This is a genomic window from Acidisoma sp. 7E03, from assembly GCF_054665075.1.
The window spans coordinates 159,323-183,892 of the sequence record NZ_BAAFHE010000001.1; the positions used below are offsets into that span (position 1 = coordinate 159,323).

Consider the following 24,570-nt stretch of genomic DNA (forward strand, 5'->3'; position numbering starts at 1 on the left):
TTTTTCCTCGCCTAATCACCAAAGGATCGCTCATGCTCGGCGCCTATGCCGCCCGCGAGGGGCAACCCCTCTGCGATTTTCCGCCGGACGGTGACCTCGCCGAGGCGCAGTGGATCGACCTTTTCGAACCGACCGACGAGGAAAAGGCGCGGGTGGAGACGGCCACCGGTTTCAGCATATCGACGGAAGACGAACTGTCCGAAATCGAGACCTCCAGCCGTCTCTATTACGACGGGAGCGCCATCTACCTCAGCATGCCGCTGGTGTCCAAGATGGAGGGCATGCCCGCGGACGTGCGGCCGATCGGCTTCATTCTCAGCCGCGAGCGTCTTGTCACCATCCGCTTCAACCGCAGCCGGGCCTTCCACAACTTCCTCGATGCCCAGCACCGCAAGCCCATGCAGTCGCACGAGCCGATCGACATCTTTCTGTCCCTGCTCGAGGCGATCAGCGACCGGCTGTCGGATCTGCTCGAAAACATGCGTGACGAGCTGGACTCGGTCTCGAAGCAGATCTTCCTCGAAACCCGCCAGGGCGCGAGCCATGGCCGGAAGCTCGACAACGAATTGCAGAGCGTGCTCAAGCGCCTCGGCCGCACGGCGGACCTCATGTCCAGCATCCGGGACAGCCTGCTCGGTGTCGGCCGCATCCTGCCCTATGTGGCGCAGATCGCCGCGCCCTGGATCGACCGCGAGGGCCGCGACCGTATCAAGTCCCTCCGGCAGGACATCCTGTCGCTCACGGATTACGATGGCCACCTCAACGGCAAGCTGCAGTTCCTCCTCGATGCGACGCTTGGTCTCATCAACAACGCGCAGAACAACATCATCAAGGTGCTAACGGTGGTCTCCGTCGTCGGCGTGCCGCCGACGCTCATCGCCAGCATCTACGGCATGAATTTCAAGGATATTCCGGAATTGAACTGGGCCTGGGGTTATCCCTATGGCCTGACCATGATTTTGCTGTCGGCGGTTTTGCCGTTGATCTGGTTCAAGATGCGCGGCTGGCTCTGACCGGCACGATCGAGACCGCCTGGTTTCTTCGAGGCAACGACCATTTTTAGACATTGACGTTCCGGCCCTTCCCGAGGAACTGTCCACCAAAATAACGACGGTCGCTGCCATGCTGGCGGGATGGCTCTCCTGGGCAGAAACGGTGCTGCAGGCCGCAATCTATCGCGGCCGGCTCGAACTCGCCCTCTTCGGCCGCCATACGCTCTTCTCCCTGGATTGCTGGCGCGCAAAGCTCGCTTTGCTCATCGGGCCCGCCTATTGGCTGTCTCCCATCGATCTCATTCCGAACCGGATGGCCTATGTCGGCTATCTCGACCAGGTCGGCTTCCTGGCCGCGGGCGTGCTGCTCGCCCTCGCGATGGTCCCCGCCCCGCATCGCGCCACCCTGTCCGAGCGACTGCCCCGCCCGACGCCGCGCCGCTTCCGCACGCTCGTCTTCTGCCATTGCCCGAAGACCGCCGGCACCAGCCTGTTCCGGGCGCTGAGCGACCGCATCGGCTACAAGGCGAGCTACCTGATGCGCCGCCGCCGGCCCGACCTCGCGCTCTTGCAACGCCGTGGCTTTGCCTTCGTCTCCGGCCACGCCCCCTATGACCATTATTGTCGTGACGGGGTGCCGCCGCCGCAGACTGCCTTCATCACCTTCTACCGCGATCCTCAGGCCGTTCTACTCTCACGCTTCGCCCATATGCTGCGTCATCGGGGAGATTGCCCGGCGCGACGCCAATTTTTCGAAACGGAGCTCGCGGCCCGCGGGCTTGCGATGACGGCGCCGGAAGCCGTGCGCCTCTTCCTCACCCGCCAGGCCGAGTTCGACGGCTGCGACGCCGACAATCCGCAGACGCGCTTCGCGGCCCATCATTTCCGCGGGCCGCTCACGCCCGCGCATCTGGACCACGCCAAGCGGACCTTCGCGGCAATGACCGTGCTGGGCAGCACCGAGCGTTTCGATGATTCGCTGCGGCTGCTCGCCTACCGTCTCGGCTGGGATCACCTCTCCTATCACCAGCTCAACGTCTCGGGTGAGGGTCAAAGAGCGAAGCCGGACGCGGCCCTCGCCGCCGAGCTGGAGGCGATGCTGACCTATGATCGCGCGCTCGTCGCCTGGGCGGAGGCCCGGTTCGAGCAGGATTATGCGGCGATGGTGCAAGACTGCGCCGCCCGCGGCGTGCCGCTACCGGCCATCCGGCGGCTGGAGCAAGCGCCGCCCTACCGGCGCTTTCGCAACCGGCTCGCTGCCGCCTGCACCTTTGCCTTGGACGATTGGCTGGCCTGGGGCGAGGCGGCGCGCCATGCGCGCCGCCGGCGGCTGGTTGGAAGCGCTTAGTTATCCCTCAAACGGAGCGAGGCGTCAGCCCGCGGGAAGCCGGCGATGGTCCCGATCGCCCATCAGCCGGTGCAGCGTCGGCTCGATGGCATTGGCGATCAGCGCCATGCCCTGGGCATCGGGATGCAGCGCGACGCTCGCGACGGTTGCCGTCGTCACCCCCGGCTCGTGGCTCGCCGCCACCGCCTCATGCGGATCGAGATACAGGCCACGATCGAGCCGGCCGTTCTTGTAGAAGAGATAGCCGAGGTTGAGGAAGGTCACGTGGGACTTGTCCGCGTAGACCCGTTGCAGATGGGCGTTGAGGATCTGCGTGTTCTCGGTGATCCAGGCCGACCGCGCGCTGGGCAGCACGCCGAGCAGCAGGATCTGCGTGTCGGGCAGTTTGCGGCGTAGGGTATGGACGATGGCGTTGATGCCATCCAGGGTCTCGTCCGCGTCCCAATGAGTATGGCCGAAGTTGTTCGCGCCGATCAGCAGGATGACCACCTTGGGGTAGATGCCGTCGATCTCGCCGTGATCCAGCCGCCACAGCACGCTCGCCGTCGTGTCGCCGCGGAAGCCCATGTTAACGGCGGCGCGGTCGCCATAGAAGTGCTCCCAGACCGGGCGGTAGTCGGCGAAGGGTTGCGGCCCCGCCAGTTCCCAATTCTGGGTGATCGAGTCGCCGAGCCAGACGAGGCCGACATGGCCTTCCCGCACGCGCGCCAGGCTGTGCTCGAAGCGGGTGCGCCACCAGGGCAGCGCCATGCGCCCGATCGGGGCGGCCGCCATGTTGACGGGATGGGGCGGCGCCGGCTCGGCTGCCCGGCCCTGCGGCACGGCAAGCCCGAGAGCAAGGCCGGCCCCGAGTAACAGCTGCTTGATCATGCCCGGCTTCTACCCCGCGATGAGCAGGAATCCCACACTGAAGAGACCAGCCACCACACAATAGAGGGCGAAGGGCGTCATCGCCCATTTGTCGTGGCCACGGAACCAGCGCATCAGGAAGGCCGTGCTGGCCAGTGCCGTGACCCCGGCGACCACCGCCGAGAGCAGCGCGAGCCCCATGGCGCCCTGCGCGGCATGGGCATGCATCAGCTTCGGCACCTCCAGCACGGCGGCGGCGACGATGATGGGCAGGGCGATCAGGAAGGAGAAATGGGCCGAATCCTCATGGTCCAGCCCGCGCAGCACCCCGCCCAGGATGGTCGCGCCCGAGCGCGACAGGCCCGGGATGAGCGCCAGGCACTGCCAGCAGCCGATGACGAAGGCGTCCACCGGCCGCAGGGAGGAAAGCGCCCGGGTCTCCCGCAGGCTCGCTTTAAAGCGCTCCCCCACCAGCAGCAGCAGGCCATTGAGGACGAGGAAGATGGCGGCGATCAGCGCCGTCTCGAAAATCCGCCGCAGAAGATGTTCCAGCAGGCCGCCGACGATAACCGCGGGGATGGTGGCGACGACGATGAGCAGGAAGACGCGCCGCGCCTCCGAGACCTCGTGCGCCGTTCCGGCGCCGACGAGGCCCTTCAGGATCTGCCACCAGTCGCGCCAGAAGAAGACGAGCAAGGCGGCGGCCGTGCCGACGTGCAGCATGACGAGGAAGGGCAGGAAGGCACTCGCATGCTCGTCCAGCCGCCAGCCGAGCAGCGCGGGCAGGACCACCGCATGGCCCAGGCTGCTGACCGGGAAGAGTTCGGTCGCGCCCTGCACGATGGCGATGACGATGGCGTGAATCGGGTCCATGGGCAGCCTTCTCTTTGCGGCCGGTCTTCATAGCGTGCTTCGCGCAGGTCGCAATTGCCCGAACGCGGTATAGGGCGGGTGTGAAGCACGACGATAGACCCTCTCTCCTCACGGCCGACCCAACCCGGTCCGCCGCCCTCGCCCTCCTCTCGGCTGTGCTCGATCGCCGCCGCCCACTGGATGAAGCGCTCGACCAGCTGCCCGCCATGGAGCCGCGCGACCGCGCGGCCGCCCATCGGCTGGCCGCGGCAGCGCTGCGCCGGCGCGGCACGATCGACGCGCTGCTGGAGCCTTACCTCAAGCGCACGCCGCCCGACGGGGTGATGCACATCCTGCGCCTCGGCGCGGCCGGGCTGCTCTTCCTCGACACGCCGGCCCATGCCGCGGTCGCGACGGCCGTCGGCCTCGCGCGTGGGCGGGGCTTCGACAAGTTCGCGGGCCTCGTGAATGCGGTTCTGCGCCGCGTCTCGGAAAACGGCGCAGCGGCGCTGGAGGAGCTGGACGGGCCGCGGCTCGATACGCCGGCCTGGCTGTGGTCCGCCTGGGGACGCGAGGCGCGCGCCATCGCGACCGCGCATTATCAGGAGGCACCGCTCGACCTCAGCCTGCTGCCAGGGACAGAGGCGCCGGAGGGCGGGGTGATGCTGCCCACCGGTTCGCTGCGCTTCCCGGCCGGCACCAGGGTCGCCGAACTGCCCGGCTTCGCCGAAGGCCACTTCTGGGTCCAGGATGCGGCGGCCTCCCTGCCCGCCGCCCTGCTGCATCTCCAGCCGGGGGAGACCGCGGCCGATCTCTGCGCAGCGCCAGGCGGCAAGACAGCGCAGATGGCCGCGACCGGCGCCCGGGTCTGGGCGATCGAGCTGCGGCCACAGCGCCTGCGCCGGCTCGTCGAAAATCTCAGCCGCCTGCATCTCACGGCGGAGACGATCCAGGCCGATGCCGGCAGCTGGGCGCCACCCGCCCCGCTCGACGCCGTGCTGCTGGATGCGCCCTGTTCCGCGACGGGCACCATCCGCCGCCATCCCGACGTGCCCTATCTGAAGCAGCGCGGCGACCTCGTGGCTTTGACGGAGACTCAGGACCGGCTGCTGACGGCCTCCGTCGGCATGCTCAAGCCGGGCGGCCGCCTCGTCTATGCCGTCTGCTCCCTCCAGCCTGAGGAGGGAATCGAGCGCGCCCGCGCCGCTCTCGGCCGCCTGCCGCTCACGGTCGAGCCCTTCGCGCCGGCGGAGGTGCCGACCCTGGAAAAAGGCCTGACGCCGGAGGGTTTTCTGCGCACGCATCCCGGCCTCTGGGCCGATCACGGCGGCCTGGATGGCTTCTTCGTCGCCCGCTTCCGCAAACGCTGAATGGTGGGGCCAATAGTTTAGCGGGGAATGTGACGCGAGCATGGCGGAAGCACCGGCCGTCGCGCTCACAGACCCGTGAAAAGCGCTGATCTTGAGGGATTTCCGGCGCCTGCTGCTTGCGCGCTCAACCACAGCCCAGCCATCGGCTTTTTTCACATCAGTCGGCGGACAGGTGCGACTATCTTCTGCGCATCTGTGATTTCAGGAGACTATTTCCCATGGTTGACCGTTCGGACGATCACCGCGACGCCGGGCTGGGCGAGCAGGTGTCGCTGACCGTCTCCGCCGACGAAGCCCGCGCCATCGACAGCTGGTCTGCCGCCCATCACATCGAGGACCGCTCCGAGGCCATTCACCGCTTGGTGAATCTCGCCCTCGACGCCCATGGCGACGCAGACGACGCGCATCTGAGGTAATCGCCGCCGGCGACACCTCCCCGCGCATGCCCCCCGCCCGCTCAACGCGGGCGGCGCCTGCGCTTTATCCTCGCCTCTCGCGGCGCATTCGGTTATCTGTGCGCCGCAACATAGCGCCCTGCCCCTGGCGGTCCACCGCCACCGGCGGGGCGTTTAGCGTACTGCCGCCCTGCCGCGATCGCTCTGGCCGGGCCCCAACCGGAAGACGTCATGGACATTCGTAACATCGCCATCATCGCCCACGTCGACCACGGGAAGACCACGCTCGTCGATGCGCTGCTCAAGCAGTCCGGCACCTTCCGCGAGCACCAGCAGGTGGCCGAGCGGGCGCTCGACCGCAACGACCTCGAGCGTGAGCGCGGCATTACCATCCTCGCCAAGACCACCAGCGTGGTCTGGAAGAACACCCGCCTCAACATCGTTGACACCCCGGGCCACGCCGATTTCGGCGGCGAGGTGGAGCGTATCCTGAGCATGGTGGACGGTGCGATCCTTCTGGTCGATTCGGCCGAGGGCGTGCTGCCGCAGACCAAGTTCGTGCTGGGCAAGGCGCTCGCCCGCGGCATTCGCCCGATCGTCGTCGTCAACAAGATCGACCGCCAGGACGCGCGGCCGGACGAGGTGCACAACGAGGTCTTCGACCTCTTCGCCGCTCTCGACGCCAATGAGGAACAGCTCGACTTCCCGACGCTCTTCGCCTCCGGCCGCCAGGGCTGGGCGGATGCCGAGGTGGAAGGCGCCCGCAAGGACCTCTCCCCCCTCTTCGACCTCATCATCAGCCACGTGCCGGCGCCGAAGGTCGATCTCGACGCGCCCTTCGCGATGCTCGCCTCGATCCTCGATTACGACAACTTCCTCGGCCGCGTGCTGACGGGCCGTATCGAGCAGGGCCGCGCCCGCCTGAACATGCCGCTGAAGGTGCTGCGCGCCGACGGCACGGTGGTGGAAACCGGCCGCCTGACGAAGCTCATGTCCTTCTCCGGCCTCGACCGGGTGCCCGTGGAAGAAGCCCAGGCGGGCGACATCATCGCCATTGCCGGCCTCACGGATGCGACCATTCCGGACACCATCGGGGCGCCGGACCTGACGACGCCGATCCAGGCCATTCCGGTCGATCCGCCGACCCTCTCCATGACCTTCCGCGTCAATGACGGGCCACTCGGCGGCCGTGAGGGCAAGAAGGTCACCTCCCGCCAGATCCGCGACCGCCTGATGCATGAAATTCAGGGCAACGTCGCCCTGAAGGTCACGATGTCCAACGAAACCGACGCCTTCGAGGTCGCCGGCCGCGGCGAACTCCAGCTTGGCGTGCTCATCGAGACGATGCGCCGCGAAGGCTTCGAGCTGACCATCGGCCGCCCCCGCGTGCTGACGCGCATCAACGAAGAGACCGGCGAGCGCGAAGAGCCGATGGAAGACGTGCTGGTCGACGTGGACGAGCCCTATACCGGCGTCGTCGTGGAGAAGATGAGCCGCCGCAAGGGCGAGCTGCAGGACATGCGCCCCTCGGGCGGTGACAAGGTGCGCCTCACCTTCCGCATGCCGAGCCGTGGCCTCATCGGCTACCACTCGGAATTCCTGACCGATACCCGCGGTTCCGGCATCATGAACCGCCTCTTCGCGGGCTACGGTCCCTGGAAGGGTCCGATCGAGGGCCGCCGCAACGGCAGCCTGATCTCGAACCTAGACGGTGAGGCCGTGCAGTATTCGCTGTGGTATCTGCAGGAGCGCGGCACGCTCTTCGTCGATCCGGGCGACAAGGTCTATGTCGGCATGATCGTGGGCGAGCACAGCCGCGAGAACGATCTCGACGTCAACGTCATCAAGGAAAAGAAGCTCACCAACATCCGCGCCGCCGGCAAGGACGAGGCGATGCTGCTGATCCCGCCGCGCCGCATGTCGCTCGAACAGGCGATCGCCTATATCGAGGACGACGAGTTGGTGGAGGTGACGCCGACGGCCGTGCGCATCCGCAAGCGCCATCTCGACCCGAATGCGCGCAAGCGCGCCGACCGCGCCGCCGAGACCGCGAGCGCGTAAGCGGACCGATCATCGACGACCTGAAAGGCCGTGGCGGGCAACCGTCACGGCTTTTTTTGCGACCGTCGTCCACGGCGCTTCAGGCGCACCGCCCCGACCCCTTCGGCCGCCAGGATGTCCTCGCCGTTGAACATGGCGCAATGGCCGAGGGACAGGCAGCCACAACCGATGCAATTCGCGAGATCCCGCCGCAAGCGCTGCAGGAGCGCGATCCGGCGATCAAGATCCTCCGCCCAGACGCGGGAGATCACAGCCCAGTCCCGGCGCGTCGGGCTTCGCCCTTCCGGCAGACCGGCGAAGACCGTCTGTACTTCCGCCAGCGGAATGCCCAGCTCTTGCGCCACCTGGATGACCGCGAGCCGACGGAGCACGTCGCGATCATAGCGGCGCTGGTTGCCGGCCGTGCGCAGGCTGCGGATCAAGCCGCGGCGCTCATAGAAATGAACGGCCGAGACCGCGAGACCGCTGCGTTCCGCAACCGCGCCGACGCTCAGTTCACCGACCATCCGATTCCCCCTTTACCTCAACCATGGTTGAGGTTGTAGCGAAGGTGCCGCGGCCATGAAACGGACGAGGCACTGGATGAAACGCGAAGGAATTTGGCAGGATCTTTGGCGGTCGGGACTTCTCGGACGCTTCCTGTTGCTCTGCCTCGGTGTCTGGCTGCACGCGGCCGATACGCTTGTCTCGGCAACCATCATGCCTCAGGTCGTCGCCGATATCGGCGGCTTACCCTATATCAGCTGGAGCCTCGCACTTTATGAATGCGGCTCGATCCTGGCAGGCACCGTGGCGGCCGCCGTCAGCCTGCGCATGGGCATCCGCGCCATGCTGCTTGCGGGTGCATGGCTCTTCGCCCTCGGCTGCCTTCTGGGCATGCTCGCCCCCAGCATGGCGCTGCTTCTCATCGGGCGGCTTGCGCAAGGCCTCGGCGGGGGCATGTTGCTGTCGCTGAGCTATCTCGCCATCGAAAGGCTCTTCCCCCAGCCGCTCTGGACGCGGCTGATCGGCATCACCTCCGCCATCTGGGGCGTCGGCGCGCTGCTGGGCCCTCTCATCGGCGGGGTGCTGGCGGATGCCGGAGATTGGCGTCTCGCCTTTGCCGCCTTCGCCGTGCAGGCGGCGGGGCTTGGCTTGGCGGGACTGGTCTTCCTGCCGCGCGACAGGCCAGATGGCGGCCGCCTCGCCTCCATCCGTCTGCCCTGGCTGCCGCTGCTGCTTTTGATGGGAGCGACAGGCTGCATTGCCGAGGCCGGCGTCAGCACGCGCCGCCTGCTCTCGCTCGGTCTCGGCGCGGCCGGTCTTCTGCTGCTCTATGCCGCAGCCCGTGCCGACCGGGCCGCACCAGCGTCCCTGCTGCCGCGGGCGCTGCTTGCCGCCCGATCGCCGCTCGGCGCGGGCTTGCTCATGATCTTCGCCCTGTCTGCCGGCACTACGGGTTTCGCGATCTATGGCCCCTTCCTCATGACGCAGAGGATGGGTGTGGACAGCCTGACCGCGGGCTATGTCCTCGCCGTCGAGTCGATCGCCTGGAGCCTCACCTCGGTCAGTATTGCGGCCCAGCCCGCGACAGCGGCGCCTCGTCTCATTCGCCTGGGCGCCTGCATGATCGTCGGCGGCGTCTTGGGTTTTGCCATCAGCGTGCCCGCGGGCTCCCTCGCCGGCATCATCGCGAGCGGCCTCCTGCAGGGCGGCGGTTTCGGCCTCTGCTGGCCCGCCATCATCGACCGCATCATCGGCCTCGCGCCGCGCGCGGAACGTGCACTTGCCGCCGGCGCGCCAAGCACGGTGCAGAGGATCAGCTATGCCGCGGGCGCGACCGCGACAGGACTGGTCGCCCAGGCCGCGGGTTTGACGGCGCATCCATCGGAGGGAGCGGCCGCGCGTGTCGGCTTCTGGATCTTCGCCGCGTTCATTCCGCTTCTGATATGCGGCCTCGTCTGCGCCTGGCGCTTCTCGGCATCTCCCCGCGCGCACGATCGTGCTGTTGAAGATGTGAACGGCAGCCGGCATCGGCCGGTTGAGGCACGGAAGCCCTCATGACAAATTGAAGACATGAGACCCCCTCTTTTCGGCCGCCTACGCCAGCGCCTGCGACGGCCGGTGCCGGCGGCGGAGACCGCTTTCGACAGCCGCGCCGTGACCAGCCGCCTGCGTCACGTCCAGTCGCCCGAACCGCAGCGCACCCTCATTCTGTGCACCGACGAGCGCACCGGCTCGCATCATCTCGCGCAGTTGCTAGCGGCAACCGGCGTGCTTGGCCGCGCCTACGAATATTTCAACACGCCATGGATGAAAGAACATTACGACGACTATCCCGAGGACGTGCCGAGCCAATTCCTCTGGGCCAAGCGCCTGGGCACTACGCCAAACGGCGTGCTCAGCCTGAAGCTGCACCCTTGGACGATGGACCGCATCGCGCCCTTCATCGACCTCGGCCGTGATCTGCCAGCGCCCTGCTTCGTGTCCCTGCAGCGGCGCGATCTGCTCGGCCAAGCGATCTCTCTGCATCGGGCACAATCCTCGCAGAAATTCACCTCCTGGTCGCAAGAGCGCGCGACACCGGTCTATGACGGTGCGCGCATCCGCGCCTTGCTCGCCGAACTCGCGCTGCGACGGGAACGGTGGGACGTCTATTTTGCCCGGAACGGCATCCGGCCTCTGCGCATCGACTACGAAGAGCTGGAGGGGCAGGATGCCGCGGCGGTGCGGCGCGTCGCCCGACATGTGGGCGTGCCGCGCCTGCCACGACGGCGCCAGAGCGGTTGGTACGTCTTCGCCAAACAACGCGATGAGATCACGGAAGCCTGGCGGCAGCGTTTCCTCTCCGAGCATGCGGATACCCGCGCCCTCGACCCGCTCGTGGTCTAACCCAGGCACTTCCAGTAAAAGCGCGTCCCGGTGAGGCCACCATGCGGCTTCAGCGCGTAATCCGGCACTTCGCCTGCGCAAACGAAGCCGTGCTGCTCGTAAAGGCCGGCCGCACCGCCGTCCGTTGCCGTGTCAAGCAGAAGGTGCGTGCGGCCCGCGCGGCGCGCCGCCACCTCCGCCGCATCGAGCAGAGCCGAGGCGAAGCCGCGACCGCGATGCGCAACCCGCACCATCATCTTGGCGATCTCGGCGCGATGCGGCTGATTCTCGGGCAGGCCGGTGACGAGCGTCACCGTGCCCACCAGCTCCTCGCCGATCCAGGCCCCGAAGACGGTCTTGCCCGGATCGGCGAAGCTGCGCTCCCAGAAGGCCCGCGCCTTCTCCGGCGACAAGGGATGCATGAAGCTGACGGAGCCGCCGGCGGCCACCGTCTCCACCAGGAGATCGGTGAGCTGCGCCAGCGTGGCCGGGGTGGCCGCCAAAGGTTGAATGAACATCGTCGTCACGCCGGTCAGCTCCGCATGAGAAAAACGTAATAGGTACAGTCTTCCTCGCCCTCGTTGGCGAAGGTGACGTCGGCCGGCGGACCGAAGGCCAGGCAATCACCTGCGGCCAGCAGGTGCCGCTCCCCGCCCGCTTCGGCCAGCGTCAGGGCGCCGCTCTCCACCATCAGCAATTGCCGCAGCCGGATGTGGGAGGAGGCCGGCAGCGTCACGCTCCGGCCCGCCGGCATCGTCACCCGCACCAGTTCCAGGGGAAAATCGGGGCGGCTGTAGATCTGCCGGCGCAAATAGCCGCTTTCGGGGTCTCGCCACAGTGGCTGGTCGGCCGCCCGGGACAGGCGCTCGCCGGCCCCTTCGGCGCGAAGCAGCAGGCCCGCGAGCGTCAGTTCGTAGGCCGTCGCAAGCTTCAGCAAGGTGACGGCGGTGGGGCTGATCTCACCGCGTTCGATCTTGCTGATCGTGGCCTTAGCAACACCCGAGCGTTCGGCCAGATCGGCGAGCGACCACCCGCGCGCCTCGCGCTCCAGCCGCACGCGCCGGGCGATGCGGGCTTCGGTGTCCCCCTCCCCGCCGTTCACGCCGGCAGACCCCCGCTCAGGATGCGCTGCATGAAGACGAGGTCGAGCCAGCGGCCGAATTTGGTGCCGACCTCGTTCATGCGGCCGACGCGCGTGAAGCCGAGCTTGTCGTGCAGCCGCAACGAGGCCGGATTGGCCGCGTCGATGCCCGCGACCATGACATGCTTGCCCAAGCGCCGCGCCTCGTCGAACAGCGGTGTGATCAGCGCCGCACCCAGGCCGCGCCCGCGGCAATCCTCCCGCAGATAGACCGAGTGCTCCACCGTATAGCGATAGCCCGGCCAGGGGCGAAAATCGCCAAAGCTGGAGAAGCCGGCGATGCCGCCCGCGTCGTCCTCGGCGACCAGCACCGGATAGCCCAGCACGTGCCGGTCGCGGAACCAAGCGAGGCGGCTCTCTAGAGTCGCCGCCTCCTCGGTGTAGACCGCAGTCGAAGTGCGGATCACCTCATTGTAGATCAGCAGAATAGCGGGCAGGTCATCTTCCCTGGCTGGGCGGATCGTCATGGTCGGCTCCTAAGACCTTGCAGGTCGTCTCTTTTAGTAGACGATCGTATCTCATTGCAATCCCGTCCCTGCTGCATATCTGTGATCAGGCAAGAAAATTGACCGAGGTGAAGGTGATGAATTATATCACCCGTCACCAAGGAGCCCCATGGCAAGTCGTTCTGAAACTCACGCGCTGATCCTGGAGACCGCGAAGGAGCTGTTTTCCCGCTTCGGCCCGCGGCGCACCACGGTTGCCGACATCGCGCGCGAGATGCGCATGTCGCCTGCCAATGTGTACAAATTCTTCCCCTCCAAGGACGCGATCGTCGAGGCCGTAGGCGAACGCTTCATGGAGGAATTGCATCGCGAACTCGTCCCCCTCGTTCGCGCGCGCAAGCCGGCCTGGGCGCGGATCGAGGATCTGGTGCGAGCGGTCAACCGTCACTTCGCTGACATGATCGAGACGAACGTGTCGCGCCATGGCGCGCAGTTCTTCCAAAACGTCATCGAGTTCGAGATGTTGAAGCGCGAGCAGAAGTGGCGTTTCGTCGAAGAGTTCCTTCATTCCACCCTCAGGCTTGAAGTGGCCAAGCTTCTGCGCGAGGGTGTCGAAACCGATGGGTGGCGCATCGACGACCCGTTTCTACACGCGGATACCTTTCTCAACTGCCTCGCCTGCTCGATCGAGCCCGTGATGATGATCGGCCTCTCTCGGGACGTGATTGAAACCCGCCTTGAGCGGCAGCTGGCTCTGCTCGCCCGCACGCTCACCTGATGTAAATTTTTTTGTCCGATTGGTGACGAATGTTAACTTCCGTTACTCGTCTTTCATCACGTGCTGGCCTCCGGGCGACGGTCAGTCTCGTCGCGACGGCGCTTGCCCTCACCGCCTGTGACAAGCATGGCGCGGGCGGTCCACCGCAGGGTGGCCCGCCCACGGTGCCCTACGTCACCGTGGCCCCGCAGTCGGTGACGCGCACCACGGAGCTTCCCGGCCGCACCTCGGCCATCCTCACCTCGGCCGTCGAGCCGCAGGTGACCGGCGTCATCCTGAAACGTTTGTTTACAGAAGGTAGCGAGGTCACCCAGGGTCAGCAGCTCTATCAGATCGACCCCGCCACCTATCAGGCGACCTATGATCAGGACCGCGCGACGCTCGCCTATGACGAGGCAGCGCTGGCGACGGCCCGCGCCAAGGCCAACCGCTACCGGCCGCTGGCCGCGGCCAATGCCATCAGCAGCCAGGATTACGACGATGCAGTGGCTGCCGCGAAGGAAGCTGCGGCCAATATCCTGATCGCCAAGGCCCAGCTCGAACAGGCGCAGATCAACCTCACCTATACCAAGGTGCTGGCCCCGATCTCCGGCCATATCGGCGCCTCTTCCGTCACCCCCGGCGCTCTCGTCACGGCCAATCAGACCAGCGCACTCGCCACCATCACCCAGCTCGACCCGATCTATGTCGTGCTCAACGAGCCGGCGACGACCCTGCTCCGCCTGAAGCGCGAGATGCAGCAGGGGCAGCTGCAGGATGCGGGGAACGGCGACGCGCAGGTAACGCTGAAACTCGAGGACGGCACCACCTATGCCCATCCCGGCAAGCTACAGTTCTCCGAAGTGACAGTGAGCGAGACAACGGGCACGGTGCTCGTTCGCGCCATTTTCCCCAATCCGGACCACCTGCTGCTGCCCGGCATGTTCGTGCGCGCGGAGCTCGTCGAAGGTGTCAACAAGAACGGTATCCTGCTGCCGCAGGAAGCGGTCTCCCACAACTTCCACGGCGATCCCACCGTCTTCCTCATCGGGGCGGACAACAAGGTGCATGAGCAGGTCATCCAGACGGGCGAGGCGGTGGGCGACAAGTGGATCGTCACCGGCGGCCTGAAGCCTGGGGACCACGTCGCGACCGGCGGCTTCATGTCGATCCGCGACGGCGCCGCCGTGACTCCCGTCCCCGCCAGCAAGTCCTGATCCAGGGCCGGAGTTCGCACAGTGTCGCGCTTCTTCATCCATCGCCCGGTCTTTGCCTGGGTTATCGGCATCATCCTCATGCTGGTCGGCAGCATCGAAATCCTGCGCCTGCCGATCTCGCAATTCCCCACCATCGCGCCCCCGCAGATCTCGGTTTCGGTGACCTATCCCGGCGCTTCCGCCGAGACGGTGGCGGATACCGTGGTGCGGCCCATTCTGCAGCAGATGAGCGGGCTCGACGGGCTCGAATACATCTCGGCCAGCGCTCAGGCGGATGGCTCGATGGAAATCGACCTCACCTTCAGCCAGGGCACGGATCCCGACATCGCCCAGGTGCAGGTGCAGAACAAGGTCTCGCTTGCCGAGTCGACCCTGCCGACGGAGGTGACGCAGCAGGGCATCACCATCGAGAAGTCGACCAAGAACTACATGCTGATCGTGGGTCTCGTCTCCACCAACGGCAGCATGACGGCGCAGGACATCTCGGACTACATCGCCTCCAACATCGAAAACCCGCTGACGCGCATTCCAGGCGTCGGCGACTATCAGCTCTTCGGCTCCGAATATGCCATGCGCATCTGGGTCGATCCGGCGAAGCTCTACAAATACGCCCTGACGATTTCCGACGTGACGAGCGCGATCGAGGCGCAGAACGTCCAGGTGTCCTCGGGCGAGTTGGGCGGCCTGCCCGCGGTGAAAGGACAACGGCTCGATGCGCTGATCGTTGGCCCCAGCCGGATGACGACGCCGGACGAGTTCCGCAACATCCTGCTGAAGGTGGAGCAGGACGGATCGCGCGTGCTGCTGAGCGACGTCGCGACCGTCGAACTCGGCGCCCAGAGCTACAGTTCGACGGCTCTCTACAACAACCATCCGGCCTCGGGCATCGCGCTCAAGCTCGCCCCCGGCGCCAACCAGCTGAGCGTGGAAAAGGCCGTCAAAGCCGAACTCACGAACCTCAGCAAGCAGTTCCCGTCGGGCCTCGAGATGGTCTACCCGATCGACGGCGCGCCCTATATCTCGCTCTCGATCGAGGAAGTGGTGAAGACGCTGGCCGAGGCGATCGCCCTCGTCGTCATCGTCATGCTGATCTTCCTGCAGAACATCCGCGCGACGCTCATTCCGGCGATCGCGGTGCCCATCGTTCTGCTCGGCACCTTCGCCGTGCTCGGCGCCCTCGGCTATTCCATCAACACGCTCACCATGCTCGCCATGGTGCTGGCAGTCGGCCTGCTCGTCGATGACGCCATCGTCGTCGTCGAAAACGTCGAGCGGCTGATGCAGGACTACAACCTATCGCCGCGCGAAGCGGCGCTCCGCTCCATGGAAGAGATTTCCGGCGCGCTGGTCGGCATCGCGACCGTACTCTCGGCGGTCTTCCTGCCCATGGCCTTCTTCGGCGGCTCCACCGGCGTCATCTACCGGCAGTTTTCCGTCACCATCATCTCGGCGATGGGCCTCTCCGTGCTCGTCGCCCTGATCCTGACGCCGGCGCTCTGCGCCACGTTGCTGAAACCCCGCAAGCACGACCCGATGAAGGGCAACGGACCCGGCGCCCTCTTCAACCGCGGCTTCGAACGCATGCGGCGCGGCTATGGCCGCGGCGTCGGAGGCCTGATCAGCGGCTCCTTCCTCACCATGATCGGCTTCGTCGGCATCGTCTTTGCCGCGGCCTGGTTGTTCCTGCATCTGCCCGCGGGCTTCCTGCCGCAGGAAGACCAGGCGCTGCTCATGGGCCAGGTCTCTCTGCCGCCGGGTGCGACCGCAGAACAGACGGAAGACCTCAATCGGCAGGTTGTCGATTGGACGCTGGCCCATGAGAAGGACAACGTGAAGGGCATCTTCACCGTCTCCGGGTTCAACTTCGCCGGCCAGGCGCAGAATGCGGGCTTCATCGCGGTCTCGCTGACGGATTGGTCCAAGCGCACGCGCCCGGACCAGAGCCCGGCCGCCATCGCCGGCCGCATCATGGGGCATTTTGCGGGCAATCCCGCCGGCCAGGTCTTCATCCTGCAGCCGCCGGCGGTCATGGAACTCGGCAACGTCTCGGGCTTCGATATCGAGCTTGAGAACACCGGCAACCTCAGCCATGAGGATTTCCTGAAGGCGCGGAACATGCTTCTCGGCATGGCCAATCAAGACCCCAAGCTGATGGCGGTCTATCCCAATGGCCTGAGCGACGCGCCGCAATACAAGCTCGACATCGATCGCGAAAAAGCCTCCGCCTATGGGCTGTCGATCTCCGACATCAACGATCAGATCCAGGGCGCCCTCGCCTCCGACTATGTCGATCAGTTCATGCGCAACGGCCGCGTGAAGGACGTCTACGTCCAGGGTGATGCGACAAGCCGCATGCTGCCGTCCGATCTCGGCAAGTGGTATGTGCGCAACAGCGCCGGCAGCATGGTGCCCTTCAGCGCCTTCATGACCGGACACTGGGTCTCCGGCCCGCAGAAGGTCGAGCTCTACAACGGCATCACCTCTTATGAAATCCAGGGCCAGCCGGCACCGGGCGTCAGCACGGGGGAGGCCATGGCCGAGATGGAGAAGCTCATCGCCAAGCTGCCGCCAGGCGTGGGCTACGAATGGACGGGCCTCTCCTACGAGGAACTGGCCTCGGGCTCGCAGACCTACGTGCTCTATCTCATCTCGCTCGTGGTCGTGCTGCTCTGCCTCGCCGCCCTCTACGAGAGCTGGCCGGTGCCGTTTGCCGTGATGCTGGTGGTGCCACTCGGCCTCATCGGCACCATCCTCGCCGCCTTCCTCCGCGACATGGACAACGACGTCTATTTCCAGGTCGGCATGTTGACGACCGTCGGTCTCGCCGTGAAGAACGCCATCCTCATCGTCGAATTTGCCAAGGCCTTCTACGACAACGGCAAGTCTCTGCGCGAGGCGGCGCTCGAAGCGGCGCGGGAACGTCTGCGGCCGATCCTGATGACCTCGATCGCCTTCATCTGCGGCAGCATTCCGCTGGCGATCGCGAGCGGCGCCGGTGCCTCCAGCCGCATCGCCATCGGCACCGCCGTCGTCGGCGGCATGCTGACGGCAACCATCCTCGCCATCTTCTTCGTCCCCGTCTTCTTCGTGGTCGTGCTGCGTCTGTTCCGCGTCAAACCGCGGCCGTCGATCGAACCCACGACAGCGCCGAAAGAGGCCTGAGCCATGCGCCGTCTTCTTCTGGGCAGCCTTGCGCTGCTCTCCCTCTCCGCCTGCAGCCTGATCCCGGACTATCACCGGCCGTCCTCCGGCGTCGCCGACCAGTGGCCCGCCGGCCCCGCCACTCTCTCCGCCGGCACCACGGGAGCGACCGCGGCCGATCTCGGCTGGTCCCAGTTCTTCACCGATCCGGTGGCGCAGGATCTCATCCGCCTCGCGCTCGAGAACAACCGGGATCTCCGGGTCGCGGCGCTCAACGTGCAGAGCGCCCAGGCGCAATATGGCGTGGACCGCGCAAGCCTGTTCCCCACCATCAACGGCACGGCGGGCTATGACCGCTCGGTGACGCCGGGGGACGTCTATGGCACGCCCGGCCAGTCGCAGAGCCTGCGCGAATACAGCCTCGGCGCCAGCGCCGTCTCCTGGGAGCTGGACCTCTTCGGCCAGATCCGCAGCAAGGCGCGGGCGCAGCGGGAGACCGTGTTCAGCGATGCGGAAACCCGCACCGCGACACAGCTCACGCTGATCGGCGAGGTCGTCTCCGAATACCTCGCCTGGCTCGCCGATCGGGAGAGCCTCGCGGTCGCGGAAAACACGGTGAAGACGGAAGCGGATTCCGTGCGGCTCACGCAGTTGCTGCTCGCCCATGGCGACAGCACCCAGCTGGACGTCGCCCAGGCCGAGGTGACCTTGCATTCGGCCCAGGCAAGCGTCGCCCAGTATCAGCGGGCCGTCGCGCAGGACATGGACGAACTCGTGCTTCTGGTGGGCGCGCCCATCCCGGCCGACGTCGTGCAGCGCATGGAGGCCGTGAACTTCCTCGCGAGTGAACCGGCCTTCCCGCCGCTCGCCGCCGGGGTGCCCTCCGACCTGCTGACCCGCCGGCCGGACATCCGCGCTGCCGAACACACACTGCTCTCTGCCAATGCGAACATCGGCGCGGCGCGCGCGGCCTTCTTCCCCTCGATCACGCTGACGGCGAACGGCGGCACCGCGAGCGCCAGCCTCTCCAATCTCTTCAAGGCGGGGCAAGCGAGTTGGGCCTTCGAGCCGCAGATCAGCGTGCCGATTTTCGATGCCGGATCGAACCTCGCCAATCTCGACATCGCCCGACTAGAAAAGAAGATCGAGATCGCCAACTACCAGAAGTCGATCCAGCAGGCCTTCCACGACGTGTCGGACGCGCTCGTTGCGCGCGCTACCTACAAGGACCAGATCGCCGCGCAGCAGGCGCTGGTCGCGGCCGACCAGCAGAACTTCGACCTCTCCACCATGCGCTTCAAGGCCGGGGTGGATGCCTATCTGACGGTCCTGGTGGCAGAGGAGTCGCTCTTCAGCGCGAAGCTGACGCTGATCAGCCTGCAGCTTTCCGAGCAGCAGAATCTGGTGACGCTCTACAAGGCGCTGGGCGGCGGCTGGAAGAGCTGACCGGATCGCCGAGGCGACCCTCGGCAGGCGGGGATGACGGCCGAGAGGCCATCATCCCTCCACAGCGCGTTGCGTGATCCCAACGAGGGACCCCCGCGGGTCCCCACGTTCAAGTTTCATTAAGTCCCGCCCGGTACACACGGCCTCATTCCGAGGACGGGACGGCGGCTATGCGACTCTTCGACCATATGAGGATCTTGTACAAGGCCCTCTCCGGCTATTCGGTCATGCTGCTTCTCGGGACTGCCCTCGGCGTCGTCTCCCTCATCGCGATCGACAGGCTGGGCGCCATCACCCATACGGTCGCCGGCAATGTCGAGACTCTGGCCCGGCTCGGCGCCATGCGCTCCGAAGTATCGGACATCGCGGCCTTGTCTGCCATCGGCCTCACCTCCGCCAATGCCTCGGACTCCCTCGACCCCTTTCATGCCCTGGTGGCCGAACAGAAGACGCTGGCAGAGGCCTTCCGGCAGAATTGGCAGGTCTATGCGCCCACGATCGACCCCGGCGCGGAGGCGGCCGATGCGCAGGCCATGCACGCGCGATTCGAAGATGTCGCCCGGCAAGCCCAGGACTTCGCCCAAGCGGTGGATTCGGGGGACATGCCAACGGCAAGCGCTCTCATTCTCAAGGACATGCGCACCTCCTTCCTTGCCTTCCAGACGGCGGCAAACGGCGTCATTTCCTACAATCTTTCGCAATCCATCCAGCTCAACCAGCAGGCAGCCCATCTCAAGCGCCTTGGCTTCCTCGTCATTCTCGCTGTTTTCGCCGTTCTCGTGCTGGCCATCATCGTCTGCATCGTGCTCACCATCCTCAACGTCGCCCGGCCCATCGCCCGGATGACGGAGCTAATGCGCCGGCTGGCGCGGCAGGAGTTGGACGTCGCGATCACCGGCACCGACCGGCGCGACGAAATCGGTGCCATGGCCGCGGCGCTGCAGATCTTCAAGGAGAACGCCATCGAGCGCGCGCAGCTCGAAACCCAAGCCGCGCATTTTCGCGACGATCTCGACCGGCGGCTGAAGGAAGCGGAAGAAGCCTTCACGGCGGCCGGCCGCGAGCAGCAGGTGGCGGTCGAGGGTATCACCGCCGCTCTTGGCCAGCTCGCGGCCGGCGACCTGACGGGGCGCTTCACCGCGGCAGTCGGCCCCGCCTATGAAAGGCTGCGCGATGATTTCAACGGCGCGCTAGACAAGCTGCAGTCGGCCATGCAGTCCGTCATGGCCAATACCACCGGGGTCCGGTCCGGCGCGGCCGAAATCGGCCAAGCGGCGGACGATCTCTCCCGCCGCACCGAGCAGCAGGCTGCGAGCCTCGAACAGACGGCGGCGGCTCTCGACGAGATCACCCAGACCGTGCGCAAGACGGCGGAGAGCGTGAAGGATGCGCGCCACTTGGTAGACGAAGCGCGCCAGGGGGCCGAACGCTCGGGCACCGTGGTGCGGGATGCGGTGGCTGCCATGGGCGGGATCGAGACATCCTCGCGCCAGATCGGCAACATCATCGGCGTCATCGACGAAATCGCCTTCCAGACCAATCTGCTCGCCCTGAATGCCGGCGTGGAAGCGGCACGGGCAGGAGACGCCGGGCGCGGCTTCGCCGTGGTTGCGATGGAGGTGCGGGCGCTGGCCCAACGCTCGGCTGACGCCGCGAAGGAAATCAAGGCGCTGATTTCTGCCGCCGGCCAGCAGGTGGAAACCGGCGTGCGGCTGGTGGGCGAGACCGGTGAGGCGCTGAGCGCCATCGTGGCCAAGGTGATGCAGCTCAATCAGTTGATGACCGAGATTGCCGCCTCCGCCACCGAACAGGCGACGGGCCTGCAGGAGGTGAATACGGCGGTCAATCAGATGGATCAGGTCACACAGCAGAATGCCGCGATGGTGGAGGAGGCAACGGCCGCGAGCCATGGCCTGCTGCATGAGGCGGAGGAGCTTGCCGGGCTCCTCGGCCAGTTCGTCATCAGTGACGATCCGGAAAGCGAGCTGCCGCCGGAGCGCCCTGGGCCGCGGCGCAGCCGCGCGGGCGGGATGATGGCGCGCGCCATGTCCCGCGCCTGAACCGCTCGCATCCGTGCTTCCGCCTGCCGCCCGCCCATGAGAGGCTGGCGGCATGAGCGAATCCGCGACCCTGCCGGCCGAACCCCGCCCCGCCTTCTCCGCCATGCAACTCAGTTAAAAAAGAGATACCGTTCGAGAATAGATATATAATCTTGTCGCCAGTCGTTTGATAAAGGTGAGATTTCATGGAAGTACAGTCATTCAGGATCGAATCTCGGCAAGAGGCCGACGATTATCTCGCTGACCTTTTTGGTAGACCTGAGTATAGATCGATGGATGAGGCAAAAATAAGAGCACGTTCATACATCCAAGATCCCAAATTAAAGGATTATTTCTTACAAAAAGCGGAAGAAATTTTGAGGCAATAGCTTCGACGACTTATCGCGAGCCTCACGCTCTGCACCATAGCGGGCGAACCATCCCACCCGCCGCGGGCACGATGCCGCGGTTAATGGTGGTGAGGAGCGCCCAGCCCCGCCTGCCGGCTTCCCGAAACGCACCCTGGCGTGACACGCTGGCGGCATGAGCGACTCCGCAAGCATCGTCACCGAACCCCGCCCCGCTTTCTCCGCGATCCTCGCGGACCGGCGCATCTGGCTCATGCTGGGTTTCGGCTTCGCCTCCGGCCTGCCGCTGCCGCTGTCGGGCTTCACGCTGCGCCAGTGGCTGGCGGAAGGCCACGTCACCCTCGGCCTCATCGGCCTCACCGCCAATATCGGCCTCGCCTATTCCCTGAAATTCCTCTGGGCGCCGGTCTTCGACAATGCCCCGCCCGGCGCCCCCGGGCGGCTTGGCCGCCGGCGGGGCTGGCTGATCCTGGCGCAACCTCTTCTCACTGTCGCCTGTCTGCTGATGGTGCTGACCAGCCCGACGGCTCCCGCCGCCCTCATCGGTTTCGCCGCCCTCCTCGCCTTCGCCTCGGCCAGCCAGGACACGATCATCGACGCCTGGCGTATCGAAACCTTCCCGCAGGCCATGCAGGGCACGGCGCTCGCCGCCTATATCTGGGGCTATCGCGGCGCCCTGCTGATCTCGGGCGCCGGCGCCATCGCGCTCGCCACCCCCTGGGGCTGGCACGGCGTCTTCATCGCCATGGCGGCACTCACCCTGATCGGCCCCCTCGTCACGCTGCTCGCGCCCGAACCGCGAGCGGAGGCGGCGGTCGCCCATATGGAGCGCGGCCATCCAGGCTTCGCCCAGCGCTTCACCCGCTCGGTGGTCGAGCCGCTGACCGAATTCGCGACCCGGCGCGGCGCGCTCGTCATCCTGCTCTTCATCGTCCTCTTTCGGCTGGGGGAGGCACTGGCCGGAACGATGCTGCCGCCCTTCTACCGCTCCCTGGGCTTCGACCGCGCGCAGGTGGCCCTGGCCAATGGCCCCATTTCGCTCGCTGCCGTGCTGATCGGCGCGGCGCTCGGCGGCTTCCTCGTCGCGCGCATCGGCACCGGGCGGGCGCTGCTCATCACCGGCTGCTTCCAGACGCTCTGCATGTTCATGTATCTCGCCCTCTCCTACACCGCCGGGGCGCATCACATGCTGATGGCAACCGCCGCGGTGGAGAGCTTCGCCGAAGGCCTGGCGGACGCCGCCTTCATCACCTACCTCTCGGCCCTCTGCTCCCGCGCCCATACGGCGACGCAATACGCCCTGCTCTCCTCCATCGCCGCCCTGCCCTTGCGCACCGTCGCCGGCCTCTCCGGCTTCATGGCGGCGGCCCTGGGCTGGCACGCCTTCTATGCGGCGACTGCGCTCGCGACGCTTCCCTCCATCGCGGTGATGGTCTACCTCCTGAAGCACTATCCGCCGGAAAGGCGGGCGGAAACCATGGGAGTTGGCTGATGGCGGTGTCCAAGGTCCATGCGAGCGCGACAGAGGCGCTGGCCGGTCTCCTCAAGAACGACATGCTCGTGCTCTCGGGCGGCTTCGGCCTCTGCGGCATCCCGAGCGCGCTGATCGCGGCCATCCGCGAAGCCGGCGTCACCGGCCTCACCATCGTCTCCAACAATGCCGGGATCGACGGCGTGGGGCTCGGCGTGCTGCTGGAAACGAAGCAGGTGAAGAAGATGGTCTCCTCCTATGTGGGGGAGAACAAGCTCTTCATGCAGCAATACCTGGCCGGTGAGCTGGAGATCGAATTCAACCCGCAGGGCACGCTGGCCGAGCGCATCCGCGCCGGCGGCGCCGGCATTCCCGCCTTCTTCACCCGCACCGGCTACGGTACCGCCGTTGCCGAGGGCAAGGAGACGCGGGAGTTCGACGGCCACCACTACGTCATGGAACGCGGCATCTTCGGTGATCTCGCCATCGTCCATGCCTGGAAGGGCGATACCGAAGGCAATCTCGTCTATCGGAAGACCGCGCGGAACTTCAATCCGATGATGGCGACGGCGGCCCGCGTGACGGTCGCCGAGGTCGAGGAGCTGCACGAGCCAGGCAGCTTCGACCCGGACCACATCATCACCCCCGGCATCTACGTGCAGCGCATCGTGAAGCTCGACCATGTGGACAAGCACATCGAGCAGCGCACGACGCGCAAGCGCGCGGCCTGAGGAGGACGAACGATGGCTTGGACACGTGATGAGATGGCCGCCCGCGCCGCGCGGGAGCTGCAGGACGGTTTCTACGTCAACCTCGGCATCGGCATCCCGACGCTGGTGGCGAACTTCATTCCCGAGGGGATGAAGATCGTCCTGCACAGCGAGAACGGCATGCTGGGCATGGGCCCCTTCCCCTATGAGGGCGAGGAAGACGCCGACCTCATCAATGCCGGCAAGCAGACGGTGACGGAACTGCCAACGACGAGCTTCTTCGATAGCGCCGAAAGCTTCGCGATGATCCGCGGCGGCCACATCAACCTCTCCATCCTCGGCGCGCTGCAGGTGGCCGAGAACGGCGACCTCGCCAATTGGATGGTGCCCGGCAAGATGGTGAAGGGTATGGGTGGCGCCATGGATCTCGTCGCTGGCGTCAAACGCGTGGTGGTGCTGATGGAGCACACTGCCAAGGGCGAGCCGAAGATCCTGCGCGCATGCACCTTGCCGCTGACCGGCAAGGGCGTCGTTGATCTCATCGTCACGGATCTCGGCGTCTTCGACGTCGGCCGCCCAGGGCTGACGCTGGTCGATGTCGCGCCGGGCGTGACGGTGGCCGAGATCCGCGAGAAGACTGAGGCGTCCTTCACGGTTCATCCGAACCTCGCCGCCGCTGCCTGATCGACATGACGGCGGAGAGGCTGCCGCGAGTCGGATGTGGCGCCGCCATTTTGGTGGAGGGCCGCCTGCTTCTCGTGCGGCGACGCCGCCCGCCCGAAGCAGGCGGCTGGGGCTTGCCAGGCGGCAAGGTCGACCTCTTTGAAACGGTGGAAGCCGCGGCGGCGCGGGAAATCGCCGAGGAACTAGGCATCTACATCCGGCCCCAGCACCTGCTCTGCGTCGTCAACCAGATCGACGCGGCGGCAGGCGGCCATTGGGTGGCGCCGGTCTTTCTCGTCGACACCTATGACGGGACACCCCGCCTGATGGAGCCGGAGGCACTTGCGGATATCGGCTGGTTCCCCCTCGATGCCCTGCCGGAGCCCTTGAAAGCCGCGACGCAGCAGGCGGTCTCCGCTCTCAAAGCCGCCGGCTGAGCGACCAGGCGGGCCCC

Annotated in this window: 22 protein-coding genes; 16 read left to right on the top strand and 6 right to left on the bottom strand. The window is 66.3% G+C overall.

What is annotated here, in order from left to right:
- The first annotated feature begins 32 nt into the window (after positions 1-32).
- Positions 33-1,013, top strand: coding sequence for a magnesium transporter CorA family protein (locus ACYQ6W_RS00825; RefSeq protein ID WP_459672948.1), 981 nt, complete (start codon positions 33-35; stop codon positions 1,011-1,013).
- 109 nt (positions 1,014-1,122) lie between these two features.
- Positions 1,123-2,340 carry a YkvA family protein gene (locus tag ACYQ6W_RS00830; protein WP_459672950.1) on the top strand — a complete coding sequence of 406 codons (1,218 nt, stop codon included), beginning with the start codon at positions 1,123-1,125 and terminating at the stop codon, positions 2,338-2,340.
- A gap of 24 nt (positions 2,341-2,364) precedes the next feature.
- Here the strand turns inward: ACYQ6W_RS00830 and ACYQ6W_RS00835 are convergent, their stop codons facing one another.
- Together ACYQ6W_RS00835 and ACYQ6W_RS00840 are read right to left on the bottom strand one after the other, a co-directional pair.
- Complete coding sequence (locus tag ACYQ6W_RS00835; RefSeq protein WP_459672952.1) at positions 2,365-3,210, bottom strand: GDSL-type esterase/lipase family protein; 846 nt, start codon at positions 3,208-3,210, stop codon at positions 2,365-2,367.
- Positions 3,211-3,219: 9 nt separating this feature from the next.
- Positions 3,220-4,062 (bottom strand): undecaprenyl-diphosphate phosphatase, encoded by an 843-nt coding sequence (locus ACYQ6W_RS00840; RefSeq protein WP_459672954.1) that lies wholly within the window; start codon positions 4,060-4,062, stop codon positions 3,220-3,222.
- An 80-nt stretch (positions 4,063-4,142) separates the two neighbouring features.
- On the opposite strand from ACYQ6W_RS00840, the gene ACYQ6W_RS00845 reads away from it, so the two are divergent.
- The 3 genes from ACYQ6W_RS00845 to typA all read left to right on the top strand — a co-directional run bounded on the left by ACYQ6W_RS00845 (position 4,143) and on the right by typA (position 7,867).
- Positions 4,143-5,411 carry an RsmB/NOP family class I SAM-dependent RNA methyltransferase gene (locus ACYQ6W_RS00845; protein ID WP_459672956.1) on the top strand — a complete coding sequence of 423 codons (1,269 nt, stop codon included), beginning with the start codon at positions 4,143-4,145 and terminating at the stop codon, positions 5,409-5,411.
- A 218-nt stretch (positions 5,412-5,629) separates the two neighbouring features.
- Positions 5,630-5,827 (top strand): hypothetical protein, encoded by a 198-nt coding sequence (locus ACYQ6W_RS00850; RefSeq protein ID WP_459672958.1) that lies wholly within the window; start codon positions 5,630-5,632, stop codon positions 5,825-5,827.
- A 210-nt stretch (positions 5,828-6,037) separates the two neighbouring features.
- Complete coding sequence (typA, locus tag ACYQ6W_RS00855; protein ID WP_459672960.1) at positions 6,038-7,867, top strand: translational GTPase TypA; 1,830 nt, start codon at positions 6,038-6,040, stop codon at positions 7,865-7,867.
- A 44-nt stretch (positions 7,868-7,911) separates the two neighbouring features.
- Here the strand turns inward: typA and soxR are convergent, their stop codons facing one another.
- Positions 7,912-8,373: a redox-sensitive transcriptional activator SoxR gene (gene soxR / locus ACYQ6W_RS00860; protein ID WP_459672962.1), complete on the bottom strand. Its 462-nt coding sequence runs from the start codon at positions 8,371-8,373 to the stop codon at positions 7,912-7,914.
- Between the two features lie 76 nt (positions 8,374-8,449).
- On the opposite strand from soxR, the gene ACYQ6W_RS00865 reads away from it, so the two are divergent.
- Positions 8,450-9,910: an MFS transporter gene (locus ACYQ6W_RS00865; RefSeq protein WP_459672964.1), complete on the top strand. Its 1,461-nt coding sequence runs from the start codon at positions 8,450-8,452 to the stop codon at positions 9,908-9,910.
- 12 nt (positions 9,911-9,922) lie between these two features.
- The gene (locus ACYQ6W_RS00870; RefSeq protein WP_459672965.1) at positions 9,923-10,738 is read left to right on the top strand and encodes a Stf0 family sulfotransferase; all 816 of its coding nucleotides are present in this window, start codon (positions 9,923-9,925) and stop codon (positions 10,736-10,738) included.
- Here ACYQ6W_RS00870 and ACYQ6W_RS00875 read toward each other — a convergent pair.
- Genes ACYQ6W_RS00875 through ACYQ6W_RS00885 form a run of 3 tightly spaced genes read right to left on the bottom strand, consistent with a single transcriptional unit; the run spans position 10,735 to position 12,325 of the window.
- Positions 10,735-11,235 carry an N-acetyltransferase family protein gene (locus tag ACYQ6W_RS00875; RefSeq protein WP_459673428.1) on the bottom strand — a complete coding sequence of 167 codons (501 nt, stop codon included), beginning with the start codon at positions 11,233-11,235 and terminating at the stop codon, positions 10,735-10,737. The two genes, ACYQ6W_RS00870 and ACYQ6W_RS00875, sit on opposite strands and share 4 nt — an antisense overlap.
- Before the next feature lie 14 nt (positions 11,236-11,249).
- Positions 11,250-11,819 carry a helix-turn-helix domain-containing protein gene (locus ACYQ6W_RS00880; protein WP_459672966.1) on the bottom strand — a complete coding sequence of 190 codons (570 nt, stop codon included), beginning with the start codon at positions 11,817-11,819 and terminating at the stop codon, positions 11,250-11,252.
- Positions 11,816-12,325: an N-acetyltransferase family protein gene (locus tag ACYQ6W_RS00885; protein ID WP_459672968.1), complete on the bottom strand. Its 510-nt coding sequence runs from the start codon at positions 12,323-12,325 to the stop codon at positions 11,816-11,818. Before ACYQ6W_RS00885 ends, ACYQ6W_RS00880 begins: the two co-directional genes overlap by 4 nt.
- Positions 12,326-12,473: 148 nt before the next feature.
- Here ACYQ6W_RS00885 and ACYQ6W_RS00890 point away from each other — a divergent pair, with 148 nt between their 5' ends.
- From ACYQ6W_RS00890 to ACYQ6W_RS00930, 9 genes are all read left to right on the top strand, one after another.
- On the top strand, positions 12,474-13,082 hold the full coding sequence (locus ACYQ6W_RS00890) for a TetR/AcrR family transcriptional regulator (RefSeq protein WP_459672970.1): 609 nt from the start codon (positions 12,474-12,476) through the stop codon (positions 13,080-13,082).
- Between the two features lie 29 nt (positions 13,083-13,111).
- Positions 13,112-14,278 (top strand): efflux RND transporter periplasmic adaptor subunit, encoded by a 1,167-nt coding sequence (locus ACYQ6W_RS00895; RefSeq protein ID WP_459672971.1) that lies wholly within the window; start codon positions 13,112-13,114, stop codon positions 14,276-14,278.
- Between the two features lie 78 nt (positions 14,279-14,356).
- Positions 14,357-17,440: an efflux RND transporter permease subunit gene (locus ACYQ6W_RS00900; protein ID WP_459673429.1), complete on the top strand. Its 3,084-nt coding sequence runs from the start codon at positions 14,357-14,359 to the stop codon at positions 17,438-17,440.
- Between the two features lie 3 nt (positions 17,441-17,443).
- Positions 17,444-18,865 carry an efflux transporter outer membrane subunit gene (locus tag ACYQ6W_RS00905; RefSeq protein ID WP_459672973.1) on the top strand — a complete coding sequence of 474 codons (1,422 nt, stop codon included), beginning with the start codon at positions 17,444-17,446 and terminating at the stop codon, positions 18,863-18,865.
- Positions 18,866-19,035: 170 nt separating this feature from the next.
- Complete coding sequence (locus tag ACYQ6W_RS00910) at positions 19,036-20,925, top strand: methyl-accepting chemotaxis protein (protein WP_459672974.1); 1,890 nt, start codon at positions 19,036-19,038, stop codon at positions 20,923-20,925.
- Between the two features lie 522 nt (positions 20,926-21,447).
- Positions 21,448-22,764 carry an AmpG family muropeptide MFS transporter gene (locus ACYQ6W_RS00915; RefSeq protein ID WP_459672975.1) on the top strand — a complete coding sequence of 439 codons (1,317 nt, stop codon included), beginning with the start codon at positions 21,448-21,450 and terminating at the stop codon, positions 22,762-22,764.
- Positions 22,764-23,474: a CoA transferase subunit A gene (locus tag ACYQ6W_RS00920; RefSeq protein WP_459672976.1), complete on the top strand. Its 711-nt coding sequence runs from the start codon at positions 22,764-22,766 to the stop codon at positions 23,472-23,474. The genes ACYQ6W_RS00915 and ACYQ6W_RS00920 overlap by 1 nt, the downstream gene beginning before the upstream one ends.
- Positions 23,475-23,486: 12 nt before the next feature.
- Positions 23,487-24,137, top strand: a complete 651-nt coding sequence (locus ACYQ6W_RS00925) for a CoA transferase subunit B (protein ID WP_459672978.1) — start codon at positions 23,487-23,489, stop codon at positions 24,135-24,137.
- 5 nt (positions 24,138-24,142) lie between these two features.
- A complete protein-coding gene (locus tag ACYQ6W_RS00930; RefSeq protein ID WP_459672979.1) occupies positions 24,143-24,553 on the top strand; it encodes an NUDIX domain-containing protein in 411 nt (136 codons plus the stop codon).
- The last annotated feature ends 17 nt before the right edge of the window (positions 24,554-24,570 follow it).

Coding starts and splice junctions, on each gene's coding strand:
- ACYQ6W_RS00825 (WP_459672948.1), top strand. CDS start 33: ATGCTCGGCGCCTATGCCGCCCGCGAGGGGCAACCCCTCTGCGATTTT.
- ACYQ6W_RS00830 (WP_459672950.1), top strand. CDS start 1,123: ATGCTGGCGGGATGGCTCTCCTGGGCAGAAACGGTGCTGCAGGCCGCA.
- ACYQ6W_RS00835 (WP_459672952.1), bottom strand. CDS start 3,210: ATGATCAAGCAGCTGTTACTCGGGGCCGGCCTTGCTCTCGGGCTTGCC.
- ACYQ6W_RS00840 (WP_459672954.1), bottom strand. CDS start 4,062: ATGGACCCGATTCACGCCATCGTCATCGCCATCGTGCAGGGCGCGACC.
- ACYQ6W_RS00850 (WP_459672958.1), top strand. CDS start 5,630: ATGGTTGACCGTTCGGACGATCACCGCGACGCCGGGCTGGGCGAGCAG.
- typA (WP_459672960.1), top strand. CDS start 6,038: ATGGACATTCGTAACATCGCCATCATCGCCCACGTCGACCACGGGAAG.
- soxR (WP_459672962.1), bottom strand. CDS start 8,373: ATGGTCGGTGAACTGAGCGTCGGCGCGGTTGCGGAACGCAGCGGTCTC.
- ACYQ6W_RS00865 (WP_459672964.1), top strand. CDS start 8,450: ATGAAACGCGAAGGAATTTGGCAGGATCTTTGGCGGTCGGGACTTCTC.
- ACYQ6W_RS00870 (WP_459672965.1), top strand. CDS start 9,923: ATGAGACCCCCTCTTTTCGGCCGCCTACGCCAGCGCCTGCGACGGCCG.
- ACYQ6W_RS00875 (WP_459673428.1), bottom strand. CDS start 11,235: ATGTTCATTCAACCTTTGGCGGCCACCCCGGCCACGCTGGCGCAGCTC.
- ACYQ6W_RS00885 (WP_459672968.1), bottom strand. CDS start 12,325: ATGACGATCCGCCCAGCCAGGGAAGATGACCTGCCCGCTATTCTGCTG.
- ACYQ6W_RS00890 (WP_459672970.1), top strand. CDS start 12,474: ATGGCAAGTCGTTCTGAAACTCACGCGCTGATCCTGGAGACCGCGAAG.
- ACYQ6W_RS00895 (WP_459672971.1), top strand. CDS start 13,112: ATGTTAACTTCCGTTACTCGTCTTTCATCACGTGCTGGCCTCCGGGCG.
- ACYQ6W_RS00900 (WP_459673429.1), top strand. CDS start 14,357: ATGCTGGTCGGCAGCATCGAAATCCTGCGCCTGCCGATCTCGCAATTC.
- ACYQ6W_RS00905 (WP_459672973.1), top strand. CDS start 17,444: ATGCGCCGTCTTCTTCTGGGCAGCCTTGCGCTGCTCTCCCTCTCCGCC.
- ACYQ6W_RS00910 (WP_459672974.1), top strand. CDS start 19,036: ATGCGACTCTTCGACCATATGAGGATCTTGTACAAGGCCCTCTCCGGC.
- ACYQ6W_RS00915 (WP_459672975.1), top strand. CDS start 21,448: ATGAGCGACTCCGCAAGCATCGTCACCGAACCCCGCCCCGCTTTCTCC.
- ACYQ6W_RS00920 (WP_459672976.1), top strand. CDS start 22,764: ATGGCGGTGTCCAAGGTCCATGCGAGCGCGACAGAGGCGCTGGCCGGT.
- ACYQ6W_RS00925 (WP_459672978.1), top strand. CDS start 23,487: ATGGCTTGGACACGTGATGAGATGGCCGCCCGCGCCGCGCGGGAGCTG.
- ACYQ6W_RS00930 (WP_459672979.1), top strand. CDS start 24,143: ATGACGGCGGAGAGGCTGCCGCGAGTCGGATGTGGCGCCGCCATTTTG.